The 12,739-nt window shown below is 63.6% G+C and carries 12 protein-coding genes and 1 riboswitch; of the genes, 7 read left to right on the top strand and 5 right to left on the bottom strand.

Features of this window, described 5'->3' with window-relative positions:
* Positions 1 to 71 precede the first annotated feature (71 nt).
* Positions 72 to 280, bottom strand: a riboswitch (cobalamin riboswitch).
* 33 nt (positions 281 to 313) lie between these two features.
* The 3 genes from ACIDOCELLA78_RS84755 to ACIDOCELLA78_RS84765 form a co-directional block, all read right to left on the bottom strand.
* Complete coding sequence (locus ACIDOCELLA78_RS84755) at positions 314 to 997, bottom strand: haloacid dehalogenase type II (RefSeq protein ID WP_201728010.1); 684 nt, start codon at positions 995 to 997, stop codon at positions 314 to 316.
* A 14-nt stretch (positions 998 to 1,011) separates the two neighbouring features.
* Positions 1,012 to 1,710, bottom strand: coding sequence for a glutathione S-transferase family protein (locus tag ACIDOCELLA78_RS84760; protein WP_201728011.1), 699 nt, complete (start codon positions 1,708 to 1,710; stop codon positions 1,012 to 1,014).
* Positions 1,711 to 1,793: 83 nt separating this feature from the next.
* Complete coding sequence (locus tag ACIDOCELLA78_RS84765) at positions 1,794 to 2,396, bottom strand: TetR/AcrR family transcriptional regulator (RefSeq protein ID WP_201728012.1); 603 nt, start codon at positions 2,394 to 2,396, stop codon at positions 1,794 to 1,796.
* A 101-nt stretch (positions 2,397 to 2,497) separates the two neighbouring features.
* On the opposite strand from ACIDOCELLA78_RS84765, the gene ACIDOCELLA78_RS84770 reads away from it, so the two are divergent.
* The 4 genes from ACIDOCELLA78_RS84770 to dnaA all read left to right on the top strand — a co-directional run bounded on the left by ACIDOCELLA78_RS84770 (position 2,498) and on the right by dnaA (position 6,967).
* Positions 2,498 to 3,163 (top strand): DsbA family protein, encoded by a 666-nt coding sequence (locus tag ACIDOCELLA78_RS84770; protein WP_201728013.1) that lies wholly within the window; start codon positions 2,498 to 2,500, stop codon positions 3,161 to 3,163.
* Between the two features lie 91 nt (positions 3,164 to 3,254).
* Positions 3,255 to 4,439 carry an O-succinylhomoserine sulfhydrylase gene (gene metZ, locus ACIDOCELLA78_RS84775; RefSeq protein WP_201728014.1) on the top strand — a complete coding sequence of 395 codons (1,185 nt, stop codon included), beginning with the start codon at positions 3,255 to 3,257 and terminating at the stop codon, positions 4,437 to 4,439.
* 237 nt (positions 4,440 to 4,676) lie between these two features.
* Positions 4,677 to 4,949, top strand: a complete 273-nt coding sequence (gene rpsT, locus ACIDOCELLA78_RS84780) for a 30S ribosomal protein S20 (protein WP_201728015.1) — start codon at positions 4,677 to 4,679, stop codon at positions 4,947 to 4,949.
* A gap of 548 nt (positions 4,950 to 5,497) precedes the next feature.
* Positions 5,498 to 6,967: a chromosomal replication initiator protein DnaA gene (dnaA, locus tag ACIDOCELLA78_RS84785; protein WP_201728016.1), complete on the top strand. Its 1,470-nt coding sequence runs from the start codon at positions 5,498 to 5,500 to the stop codon at positions 6,965 to 6,967.
* A 25-nt stretch (positions 6,968 to 6,992) separates the two neighbouring features.
* Here dnaA and fghA read toward each other — a convergent pair whose 3' ends face one another.
* On the bottom strand, positions 6,993 to 7,844 hold the full coding sequence (fghA, locus tag ACIDOCELLA78_RS84790) for an S-formylglutathione hydrolase (protein WP_201728017.1): 852 nt from the start codon (positions 7,842 to 7,844) through the stop codon (positions 6,993 to 6,995).
* A gap of 313 nt (positions 7,845 to 8,157) precedes the next feature.
* Between fghA and ACIDOCELLA78_RS84795 the strand changes: the two genes are divergently transcribed.
* On the top strand, positions 8,158 to 8,361 hold the full coding sequence (locus ACIDOCELLA78_RS84795; protein ID WP_007421600.1) for a cold-shock protein: 204 nt from the start codon (positions 8,158 to 8,160) through the stop codon (positions 8,359 to 8,361).
* Between the two features lie 227 nt (positions 8,362 to 8,588).
* On the opposite strand, the gene bhcR is transcribed toward ACIDOCELLA78_RS84795, so the two are convergent.
* Positions 8,589 to 9,428, bottom strand: a complete 840-nt coding sequence (gene bhcR, locus ACIDOCELLA78_RS84800; RefSeq protein ID WP_201728018.1) for an HTH-type transcriptional regulator BhcR — start codon at positions 9,426 to 9,428, stop codon at positions 8,589 to 8,591.
* Between the two features lie 162 nt (positions 9,429 to 9,590).
* On the opposite strand from bhcR, the gene bhcA reads away from it, so the two are divergent.
* Positions 9,591 to 10,781, top strand: coding sequence for an L-aspartate--glyoxylate aminotransferase BhcA (gene bhcA / locus ACIDOCELLA78_RS84805; RefSeq protein ID WP_201728019.1), 1,191 nt, complete (start codon positions 9,591 to 9,593; stop codon positions 10,779 to 10,781).
* A gap of 203 nt (positions 10,782 to 10,984) precedes the next feature.
* Positions 10,985 to 12,736, top strand: a complete 1,752-nt coding sequence (locus ACIDOCELLA78_RS84810) for a cytochrome c (RefSeq protein ID WP_201728020.1) — start codon at positions 10,985 to 10,987, stop codon at positions 12,734 to 12,736.
* Positions 12,737 to 12,739 lie beyond the last annotated feature (3 nt).

Raw genomic sequence — 12,739 nt, forward strand, 5'->3', positions numbered from 1 at the left:
CGCTGCCATCAGGGCGACCGAAGGCTTCGGGACTTCACCCTTCGCTCCCGGTTCACCCCGCCCGGATGCGCGCGCATGGTCTCGGAACCGGCCGGTCTCCTGGCTCGCGGGTCATTGGCGCGTTCGGCCTTCTCGCGGGCGGTCTGTGCCGCCTCGCAATGGCCCGGATGAACGCGCCTCGCCGCTCACAGTTGCGGGGGCAGCCGCAGACGGGGCGAAACTTCGCCCTTCTGCGTTCCCGTTTCAGCCCTTGCGGGCCACCGGTTCCTGCTCTCAATCTAGCGCCGCCGTCCCGGCTGGCGCAAGCGGCGCCTCAGCCGAGGCCGAGCAGGCCGGGCAGGGCGGACAGATCGCCGATCATGGCGTCGGGCGTGCCCGGCAGCCGCTCCGCCGGCTGCTTCGCGCGGTTGCACCAGGCGACACGGAAGCCGAAGGCCGAGGCGCCGTAGGCATCCCAGCCATTGGATGAGACGAAGCAGACTTCCTTGCGCTCGACGCCGAGGCGCGCCGGCACCATCTGGTAGACGCGCGGATCGGTCTTGAACACGCCCACCGCCTCGACCGAAAGCACATGGTCAAGCTCGTCGCCAATCCCGGCATGGGCGATGGCCGCGGCGAGCATCGCGGGAGTGCCGTTGGAGAGGATCGCCGTGGCGATTCCTTTTGCCTTCAGCGTGCCCAGCGTCGCCTTTACCTCGGGATAGGCCGAGACGATACGATAGAGTGCGAGCAGCGACTCGCGCCGCTTCGGGTCGGCGAGGCCGGTCGCTTCCAGCGCGAAATCGAGCGCGTCGGCGGTGACGGTCTCGAAATCGGTGTAGAGGTTCTGTAGGCTGCGCAACCAGGTGTATTGCAGCTGCTTGTCCCGCCAGAGCGTCACCAGCGCGGCGCGCCGGTCATCCGGCACATCCGGACAGCGGGCGACGGCGGAGCCGAAATCGAACAGCGTGCCATAGGCGTCGAACACGCAGGCGCGGATACCCTCGATCGCGGACATTGGATGTCTCCCGTTCAGGCGGCGGCCGGCAGGCTGCGTGCCAGCCCGTCATAAGCGTCGAACATGCGGCCGCACCAGGCGTGCAGCGTGTCATCCTCGGCGAGGATCTTTACCGGGGTCGAGGCATGCGCCCAGAGGAAGGCGCTGAAGGCCACATGGTCCGCATAGTTCGGAGCGTCGCCGGCGAGGAATTTCTGATCGGCCAGCGTGCTGCGAAGCGGGCGCAACGTGGCGCGGAGCGCGGCGAGATTCTCCTCGCGCGCCGCCCGCAGCGCGCCCACCGTGGTGCCGAAAGCGGCCTCGCGCGTCGTGCGGAAATACTCGCGGTCGCCCTCGTGCAGAATGTCCACGAGGTCGGGCAGCACAACCTTCGCGATCGCGGGGTGTACCGCCTCGCTGGTCCACTGGTTCACGAAGCGGGCGAGGCCGCGGCCGGCGGCGCCGCCGAACAGGCTCGGACGATCCGGGTAGGCATCCTCAAGGTACAGGGCAATGGTCCAGCTGTCATGAACATGCCGGGTACCATCGACCAGCACGGGCACCTTGCCCTGGCCGGAAAATGCGATGGCGTCCTTTTCCATGAACCGCCAGACCACGGTCTCGCACGGCAGGCCCTTGTGGGCGAGCGCGAAGCGGGTGCGCCAGCAATTCGGGCTGAACCGGACGCGTTCGTCCGCGCCGGCGAGATCGTAAAGCTTCAGGGGGTCACGCATTCAGGCTCTCCTCAGGCGGCACTCCGCGTAGCAACGCCGCAAGGCCGGCGGAGACTGGCGGCGTGTCCGGGTGGTGCATGTGTTCATATGGATGTGGGCGCGGGCCTCGTGAGTCTGCTCACGGCGTCATCGACAAGGCGGTCCAGCCGGCCAGGATCGGGGTCGAGCCGCGCGAAAGTGCGCAGCGCGACAACGGTGCCCAACAGCAGCTCGGCCTGTGTGGCGGCGTTCATGCCGGCCGGCAAATGCCCGGCCTCCTGGGCGTGTTCAAGCCGTTCCTGGAAAAACCGCTGAACGTCGCCAAGACGCGTCGCGACGATCGTCCTCGCTTCAGGGGACAGGGGGCCGCCATCCATCGCCGTGTTCACCAGCAGGCAGCCGAGATGTAGCGGATCGTCCCGCGAAAGGTCGCGGATCTGGCCGAGAAAATCGGCAATCGAGGCGATCGGGTCGGAATTCGCGGCGAGCTCTTCAAGAACAGGCGTCAAGCCGTCATCAGCGTAGCGCTCGAGCGCCGCGCGGAACAGGCCGTCCTTGTCGCCATACCGATGGTACAGCGCGGCCGCGCTGAGACCGGTTGCCTCCGTCAGGTCGCGTAGAGACGTGCCTGCGTAGCCATTCTGTCTGAAGACCGGGATTGCCCGGTCGAGAACGTCATCGTCAGTCAGGAGGCGTGGGCGTGGCATATTACTCTTGATCTCGACTGCATTACCAATTCCAATATAATAAACCGATCATTATAAAACAACCCGTCCGGCGCGGCGGATTGGCACATATGGTGTGACGTATGATATATGAAACCTCTCTCGTCTACTTTATCGATCCGATGTGCGCATGGTGCTGGGGTTTTGCGCCGGTGATGGATGAGATTCGCGCACGCTATGCCCGCCGGACGAGCATTCGCATCGTTCTCGGCGGCCTGCGGCGAGACGTGCGTTCGCCCATGGATGCGGCGGCGAAAAGTCTGACGTCAGCCCATTGGGAGCGGGTGCAAGACGCGTCCGGGCAGCCCTTCGATCATGCGTTTTTCGACCGCGAAGGCTTTTTCTACGATAGCGAAATGGCTTGTCGTGCCATTGTCGCAGCCCGTCGCCGCTCGGCGGAGGACGCGTTCATCCTTCTGGGCAACATCCAGCGGTCTTTCTATTTATGCAACGAGGATGTGACGGATCCGGTGGTGCTGGCGGGAATCGCGGCGCGCCAGGGGTTCGGCGCGGAGATTTTCCGGGATCTGCTCCGCTCCGACGACCTTGGCGCGGAAACGCGGCAAGACTTCGCGCTGACGCAGAAATCCGGCATCGTCGGCTTTCCGACCCTTGTCGCCGCAAAGGAGCCGGATCGGCGCTACGTGATCGTCACCGAAGGATTTCAGCCGGCAAAGCGGATCATTCCCATGCTCGATCGCTGGCTGCGCCAGCCAGCGCCTGCCGCCTCCGCGCTCGGCGCCGTCTGACCGCCGTTGCAAACCAGCCCTTTGCGATCCTCCGGTCTGGCCCATGCCGCATGTGGGTTGCCGTCCCACGCCGGCACGATATAGACGGATCATGAAAGAACGAAAATACCGCCCCGCGACCACTCTGGTTCACGCCGGCCAGATCAGGTCCAATTTCGCAGAGAACGCCGAAGCGCTCTATCTGACCTCCGGGTTTGTCTATGATAGCGCGGAACAGGCGGAGGCCACGTTCAAAGGCGAGATTGCGCATTACCAGTATTCCCGCTTCGGCAACCCGACCGTCAGCATGCTGGAGGCCCGGCTCGCGGCGCTTGAGGGGGCCGAGGCATGCCGCGCCACCGCGACCGGCATGGCTGCGGTGAATGCGGCCTTGCTGTCCCATTTGAAGGCCGGGGACCGGGTTGTCGCCTCGCGTGCGCTGTTCGGCTCCTGTTCCTGGATCGTCTCGACCTTGCTGCCGCGCTACGGCATCGAGAGCGTGTTCGTCGACGGGAGCGACCTCGCGGCCTGGGAGGCGGCGTTGGCACCGGGCGCTGCGCTGGTGCTGCTGGAAACGCCGTCCAATCCGATGCTCGAGATCATCGACCTGCGCGCCGTTGCCGACCTCGCCCACAAGGCCGGCGCCGTTGTGGTGGTCGACAATGTCTTTGCCACGCCTCTGCTGCAACGGCCGATCGAGTTTGGCGCCGACGTCGTCGTCTATTCCGCGACGAAGCATATGGATGGCCAGGGGCGTGTGCTCGGTGGTGCCGTGCTGGGCAGCAAGGCCTGGATCGAGACCACGCTTCAGCCCTTCACCCGCAACACCGGTCCCGCGATCTCGCCATTCAACGCCTGGGTCATCCTGAAAGGGCTTGAGACGATGGCGCTTCGCGTCGGCCAGGCCTCCCGCTCGGCGGCGACCATTGCGGATCATCTCGCAAGCCATCGCCATGTCCGGCGGGCTCTCTATCCGTTCAGGGCCGACCATCCGCAGGTTGACCTCGCGAAGCGGCAGATGAGCGCCGGCGGCACGCTGGTGACGTTCGAGCTTGAGGGAGGCAAGGACGCGGCGTTCCGCTTCATGAACGCACTCGATCTGATCGCGATTTCCAATAATCTGGGCGATTCGAAATCGATGGTAACTCATCCGGAAACCACGACCCACTCTCGTATTCCCGCGCAAGAGCGAGCCCGCCTTGGCATCGGGGGAGGAACGATCCGTTTCTCCGTGGGTCTTGAAGACGTTGCGGACCTGATCGACGATCTCGATCGGGCGTTCGACGCGCTGGCGTAACGCGCCATGCGGGTATTGCGGTCGGATGCCGTCATATCCGGAGGCCGGTCGGGCGACGGCCGTTCCGGCGTCTGTCGCGCGCTCTGGCCATACGGAATGCGGACGCTGGATTGCGCGGTTTCCCTGCTTGACGGCCAACCCGACCGGCGATATCTACACATATGATTTCGGGCCGCAGCCACCATGCGCTGCGGCCTGTTGGTTTTTGCTCCGTTTACTGGAAGAGATCGTTCGTCCATGGCCAATATTGCATCGGCGCAGAAGCGCATCCGTCAGACCATTGTTCGCACAGCGCGCAACAAGGCCCGCCGGTCACGCGTGCATAGCTTCGTCCGGAAGGTTGAAGAGGCGATAGCGTCGGGCAATCATGCTGAAGCGCGTGCCGCGTTCGTGGTCGCTCAGCCTGAATTGCAGCGCGCCGCCACAAAGGGCGTTCTGAAGGCCAATACGGTGTCCCGTAAGCTGTCCCGGCTTTCCGCCCGCGTGAAGGCGCTTTCGGCCTCCGTCTAAGACGCGGCGGGGCTTCCATTTCTATCGGATAAAACCCCACCGCCGTTGCCGGAGCGGCTCTTGACGCAAGGGCCGTTTCAATCAGTCCTCTCGGCTTGGTGAAACCACGTTTTTAACGACGATCAGTTGAGGTATTCAGCGAATGAAACAAGTCGCTGGATATGTCTGCTGTTTGTTGTTTTCTGATGCACTCGCTGTCAGGATCAGAATTGCTTCACTGATCGTATTTCGCAACAGCGCGTCAACATGAACTGCAACCGACAATTGCAAGATGTTTTTGCGATTTTATCAGGAAGTGATGCGGCCAGATTTCAAAGGGCTCCATCAATCACCTGATTTAATGGGCAATTATTTAAAGATGCACATTATATCAGCAGAAAATCAAATCAATAGGGTCTTGCGCAGGGCGCTGGGTTTGGCCTAGTTTCAGGTCACAGGATGACGAATGGATGACGGTGACTGATCCGTTTGGTGGTTTTTTCAACCATCGATTGCGGATGGCCGGTTTGTGCGGTCGAATATCGGGTCGGTCATGCGGTCGTGCAGGGATGAAGTCAGGACGGGAGCGGCACTTGAGCACGCAGGTTTGGCAGGATCAGGGTAGCGAAGCCCGGTCTTCAGGGCGTTCGCGCGGCGATACTGGCCAGGATGAACTGGCCAGCCAGTGGAGTCGCGTCCGGGGGCGTCTGCAGGAAGAGATTGGCGAGGTCGAGTATCGCAACTGGCTGCGCCAGGCCGTTCTGCATGGGCTTGATGGCGATGAAGTCACGGTCATGCTGCCCACACGGTTCCTGCGCGACTGGGTCAACAAGGAATATGGTGGATTGCTGACCGCCTTCTGGCAGGCCGAAAATCCTGCGGTGCGCCGGGTCGATATCCGCACCAAGCCGGTGGGAACGAGCGAGCGCGCCCCCGACCTTGCCGAGGCCGAGGTGAAGGGGGCTGCCGTCAAGCCTGCCGCCGCCCGCCGTGAAATTGAGGATCGGCAGGATATGAGCGCGCCGCTCGATCCCCGGTTCACCTTCGATACGTTCGTGGTTGGCAAGCCGAACGAGTTTGCGTACGCCTGCGCAAGGCGCGTCGCGGATGGACATGCCACACCCGGTTTCAACCCGCTGTTCCTCTATGGCGGGGTCGGGCTCGGCAAGACCCATCTGATGCACGCGATCGCCTGGGAGCTTTCGCAACGCTCGGACGAGGTGACGGTCGCCTATATGTCGGCCGAGAAGTTCATGCACAAATTCGTCAGCGCCCTGCGCCGGCAGTCTACCATCGAATTCAAGAACGAGTTGCGCAGTGTCGATGTCCTGATGGTGGACGATCTGCAATTCCTCATCGGCAAGGATGGCACGCAGGAAGAGTTCTTCCACACCTTCAATGCGCTGGTCGATTCCGGCAAGCAGATCATCGTCTCCGCCGACAAGTCGCCCTCCGATCTTTCAGGGATCGAGGACCGGCTTCGCACCCGGCTGGGCTGCGGCATGGTTGCCGATGTCCATGCGACAACCTACGAGTTGCGGCTGGCCATTCTCGAGGCCAAGGCTGCCCGTGCCGGCGTGAACGTGCCCGGTCGGGTGATGGAGTTCCTCGCGCAAAAGATCACCGCGAATGTCCGGGAACTCGAGGGGGCACTGAACCGGCTCATCGCGCACGCAAACCTGTTCGAGCGTCCCGTCACGCTTGAAACGGCGCACGAGGTTCTGCACGATCTCCTGCGCGCGTACGACCGCAAGATCACGATCGAGGAAATCCAGAAGCAGGTCGCCGAGCATTACAATATCAGGATCAGCGAAATGTCGTCGGCCCGGCGGGCGCGGAACATCGCGCGCCCGCGGCAGATTGCGATGTATCTCGCCAAGCAGCTGACCAGCCGCAGCCTGCCCGAGATCGGCCGGAAGTTCGGTAACCGTGACCACACGACGGTGATGCACGCGGTGGCGAAAGTCACCGAACTGATCGACGCTGATCCCGATTTCGCCGAGGATGTCGAACTGCTCCGCCGGATACTGACCGTCTGATCGGCATCTCGTCAGGCCCCGCCCATCAGAGATGTTGGGCGTGATGCCTGAGATGGTCTTCGACGAAGGTCGAAATGAAGAAATACGAATGGTCATAGCCATCCTGCATGCGCAGCTCCAGCGCCACGCCCTTTGCTGAACAGGCCTCCCGCAGCAATTCGGGCTTGAGTTCGCGCTCAAGGAATGGGTCGGCCGTTCCCTGATCAACCAGGATGGCCGGACCATTCCAGCCACGGTCAGCGATCAGCGCGGTTGCGTCGTAATCGCGCCAGGCCGTGCGGTCGCCGCCCAGATAGAAGGTCAACGCCTTTTCGCCCCAGGGACAACGCATCGGCGATACGATCGGCGCGAATGCGGAAACGGACCGATAGCGCCGCGGATTCCGAAGCGCGATCGTGAGGGCGCCATGTCCGCCCATCGAGTGGCCGAAAATGCCGACCCGTGCGGCATCGACCGGAAAGGAGGCATTGATCAGCGCCGGCAATTCCTCCGAGATGTACGAATACATCCTGTACCCATTTCGCCACGGGTCTTCGGTGGCGTCGACATAAAACCCGGCGCCGACGCCGAAATCATACGCGTCCGATTCACTGGGATAGCCAAGGCCGCGCGGCGAGGTATCCGGAGCGATCAGGGCGATCCCAAGCTCCGCGGCAACGCGCTGCGCCCCGGCCTTAACCGTGAAATTCTCTTCCGTGCATGTCAGGCCGGCCAGGTAATAAAGTGCGGGAACCTTCCCGATCTTGGCCTGAGGCGGGATGAAAACAGCAAAGCGCATCGCGCATCCCGTTTCATTTGCCTCGTGCCGATAGACGCCCTGCATGCCGCCGAAACATTTCTGGGTCGAAATCGTCTCGAAAACGGTAGCGTTCGTCATGTATCGATCTCCCTGTAAATGGCTTTCCTGACTATTCCCCGCTGCGTGCGGAAAGGCAATCGTAGGTGGCTCTTATGCGTTTTATCGAATTTGAACGGATAGTTTGCGAAATCTTGCTTAAATCGCCCGCGGGAGAATTTATTCGCGTTGACAGCTCCGGCGGTTTCTGCGTCATTAATCGTGCAATCGACTTTGGCTTGCCTTGTTGCACGAGACGGGTTTCCGTACGGCCAAGACGTCCAAAACCCGGTTGTCCCTCTGGAGCCGTGCGGCGGTCGCACGGTGGGTCTGTCTTAGGAGCGACGACGCGACAATGGCGATCGGCACTGTCAAGTGGTTTAACACCACGAAGGGCTTTGGCTTTATCGTGCCGCAGGATGGCGGCAAGGATGTTTTTGTTCACATCACTGCGGTTCAGGCTGCTGGCATGCGCGGCCTCAACGAAGGCCAGAAGATTTCCTACGAGGTGACGCAGGAACGCGGCAAGGCGGCTGCGACCAACCTCAAGGCGGTCTGAACCTACCGTTCTGGTCTGGTTACACGACGGGGCCCTCCGGGGCCCCGTTTTTTTTGGCCCCTCATCTTTTATGCGGCTGCGTCGGCGGATTCGCCGATATCGTTCGGCGGCACGATGCCGGTTCCTCACCCCATGCCGGTCGGCATGAAAGACGGTCAAGCTTCCCATCCCTGCCGAATACGAATTCAGCGGCGAATCACATCGGCCAGGGGGGATTTCCAAACGCCTCACTCGTGCCGCCGGCCTCCCATCCCCGCGGTCACCGACTGCGCCGCCTCGATGACCGATGAACCGAGTCCGGAGATTGCCGAGTCGGGCATCCGTGCCGATGGCCCCGAGATCGAAAGCCCGGCAATCGCCTCGCCATGCATGTCGAAGATCGGTGCGGCTATGCAACGCATGCCATCGTCCCGTTCCTCGGCATCCACCGCATAGCCACGCTCGCGTGTCGCCGCGAGATCGGCCATCAGCGCGTCGCGCGTCGTCAGCGTGTTGGCGGTGAAGCGCACGAGCCCGTGGCGCGAGACGATTGCGGCAAGCCGCCCCTCGTCCATCTCCGCGAGCAGCGCCTTGCCGATGCCCGAGGCGTGCATTGGCGATGTCGTCCCCGGCGGAAAGAAGGCCCGCATATGGGCATGGGTCTCAACCTGGCTCACGAAGAGCAGCAGCCCGTTCCGTTCGATGCCGAGACTCGCCGTCTCTCCGGTGCGCTCCATGAGGCTCCGGAGCGCCGGCCGCACGCGCTCCACCAGCGATGTCCGTCTCAGGAACCGCGAGCCGATCAGAAAGGCGCCCGCGCCGATATGCCATGTCTGGCTCGTCGCCTCGAAATCGACGATGTCGCGCGCCTCCAGCGTGAACAGGACGCGGTAGACGCTGGCCGGCGACTGGCCGAGTTCCCCGGCAAGGTCCGAGAGCGTCGCGCTGCCCATCTCGCTCAGCCGCTCCAGCACGTCCATGGCGCGATCGAGCGACTTGATCCGGTTCTGGTTGGTCGTGTCGGCCCAGGCGCGCGGGCGTCCCCGCGCACGGCGTCCGGTGCTGCCGATCTCGGGCGGCCTTGCCATCGTTGCTCCTCGATTGAAACCAATTTTCGCATGATGAAAAAAACAAAATCATGATTCAAATCATTTTTCCGCCGAATTCCAGCTTTGAAAAATATTTTCAAAAAAATTGCGTGCCCCTGGCCGGAACCCTATAGTCCGCGCAACCGAAGAAGGATCCGCCCGATGAGTCTGCAGAACCCTGTCTTCATCCCGGGGCCGACGAACATTCCCGAAGTGATCCGAAAAGCCTGCGACATGCCGACCATGGATCACCGGTCGCAGGCTTTCGCGCCGATCCTCAGCGCGGCGCTCGCGGGTTGCCGCGGCGTGATGAAGGCGGAGCGCGCCGAGGTCTTCATCTTCCCCGCGACGGGAACCGGCGGCTGGGAAACCGCGATCTCCAACACGCTCAGCGCCGGTGACACCGTGCTCGCCGCCCGCAATGGCATGTTCAGCGACCGCTGGATCAAGATGTGCCGGCGCTTCGGCCTCGAGGTGATCCTGGTCGACGTGACTTGGGGCGAGGGGATTCCTCTCCCCCGCTTCGCCGAACTTCTGCACGAGGACAAGGCGCGCCGGATCAAGGCCGTGCTCGCCACCCACAACGAAACCGCGACCGGTGTGGTCTCCGACATCGCCGGCCTGCGCCGGGTGATGGACGCGGCCAGCCACGATGCGCTGCTCCTCGTCGATGGCGTCAGCTCGATCGGCTCGATGCCGTTCGAATTCGATGCCTGGCGCGTCGACGTCGCGGTCACCGGCTCGCAGAAAGGCTTCATGCTGCCCCCGGGCCTCGCCATCACCGCGTTCAGCGAGAAGGCCGTCGCCGCCAGCAGGAACGCGAAACTCCCTCGCAATTTCTTCAATATCGACGACATGCGCGCCACTAACGCCGCCAGCGGTTATCCCTACACGCCGCTGGTCGGGCTCCTGAACGGGCTCGCGCTGTCGAGCCGCATGCTGCTCGATGAAGGGCTCGACAACGTTTTCGCCCGCCACGCCAGGATCGCCAGCGGCGTGCGCGCCGCCGTCGCCGCCTGGGGCTTGTCGCCCTGCGCCGCATCACCCGAACTCTACTCGAATTCGGTTACCGCAATTCGCACCCCCGGCGGGTTCGACGCCGCGCGCATCGTCACCCACGCCGCCGAGCGTTACGGCATGGCGTTCGGCGCGGGGCTGGGCGATGTCGCCGGCCAGGTCTTCCGCATCGGCCATCTCGGCATGCTCACCGATGCGATGGCGCTCTCCGGCCTTGCTGTCGCTGAGATGTGCATGGCCGATCTCGGTCTCGACATCCGCCTCGGCGCCGGCGTCGCCGCTGCCCAGGCGCTCTACCGGCACGGCGGCGCGCAGATGAAGGAAGCCGCAGACTGACCCGAGGCGAAGGTCCAGACGGCCGGCAGGGGAGATGCCGGCTTCGGCTTTCATATAAAATGAACTGAATTCGTAACGAAAAATCGTGCAACGCTCGCGCGATCACGATTCTGTCAGATTTCGTGTGTTTTCCCCCGACTGACCGATCCTGCCGTTGAAACCGGGCTCCGCCGTCCCTCATGGACCATGAGGAGGATCTGCGCATGCCCGGAATGCCCCACACTCGGACGAGAATGATCCTTGGCGGTCTTGCCGCGTCACTGTCCCTCGCCGCGGCGTTGTGGGTCACCGCCAGCGCCGCCCCGCCCGCGGCGCAGGGGGCGGCCATGGCCGGTGTCACCACCTGGCCGGCGGCGGCAACGCATGTCGCGGCGGCGCCACGCCCCGGCATGGCGGGCGACGATCTGCCGCAGCCCGCCAATATGCCGAAAGATCCGAAACGGGCGGCGATGGTGCGCAAGGGCTTCTTTCTCGTCGTCGCCGGCGATTGCCTGCCTTGCCACAGCGTTGCGGGCGAGCCCCCCTTCGCCGGCGGCCGCGCGGTCGGCACGCCGTTCGGCACCGTCTTCTCCCCTAACATCACGCCGAGCAAACGGCACGGCATCGGCAAATGGACCGACCGCCAGTTCTGGCGCGCGATGCATGACGGCATCGAGCCCGGTAGTTCGCTCGTCGTGTTTCCGAAATACGAATACCCGGTGATGCCCTACACCGCCTATTCCAAGCTCAGCCATGCCGACGTGATGGCGATCAAGGCCTATCTCGACAGTCTCGCCCCCGCCGCGATTCCGGACCGGCCGGATACGATGGCCTTCCCGGCCAATCTGCGCGCTGGCCTGCTCGCCTGGCGGCTGATGTTCTTCCATCCGCATGAAATGAAATACCAGCCGGGCTGGAGCAGAAACGTTCGGCACGGCGCCTATCTCGTTCAGGCGCTCGAGCATTGCGGCGCGTGTCACACCCCGCGCAATATCGCGATGGCGACAATCCCCGCGCGCGATCTCGCCGGCGGCCACATCGTCGACCAGGGGTGGTATGCGCCAAACATCACCAACTCGAAATCGGACGGTCTCGGCGCATGGTCCGATCAGGCGATCCTCGCCTATCTGCGCGATGGCGGCGACATGCGCGAAGGCGCGCCATTCGGCAAGATGAAAACCGTGGTCGACGACAGTCTGAGCCGGCTGCCCAAACACGATGTCAGTGACATCATCGCCTATCTGCGCACGGTGCATCCGCAGAAAAGCGCGCCGGCAAAGCGGGTGATCGCCGCCTCCCTCGCGAGCGGGAAGCGCCTCTATCATGATGAATGCGCCCGCTGCCATGGTGATGATGGGCAGGGTGTCTCCGCCAACATTCCGAATCTCGCGCACAACCAGGCCGTCTGGAACGGTCCGGGCGACGATCTGGTCAGCATGGTCCTCGGCGGGTTCCAGCCCTGGCATCCGGGCCAGTCCTCCATGCCGCGCTTCGGCGCGATGCTCTCGGATGCGCAGATCGCGGCGATCGCCAATTATGTGCGAACCAGCTGGGGCAATCGCGGCGCGCCGGACGCCACGGCGAACACCGTCGCCGCGCTTCGCCCGCTCAGGACCGTCGAGGTCGATCTCGATACCGGCAGCATGACGGCCAGCCTGTCGCGCGGCCGCAAGGTCCGGCACTTTTCCGACATCCAGGGCCGCATCTGGATCGATGGTAACCGCACCGATTGCCGGATGACCGCGACGCTCTCCGCCGAATATGGCAGGCGGCCGGTGCGGCTCGCGGGCGCCTGCGCCGCGCAGGGCAACCGGCTGATCGGCCGTGCGACGATTGGCGGGGATACGCATCCGATGACCCTCGCACTGCGGCAGGTCTACCGCCATGACCGGCTGGTTGCCGTGGCCCTCACCGGCGGGCTCGGCGGCGGGCGCAATCTCTCGGCCCGGATCGCCCTGAGCACCACGAATTACTGACGG

The organism is Acidocella sp. C78, from assembly GCF_907164655.1.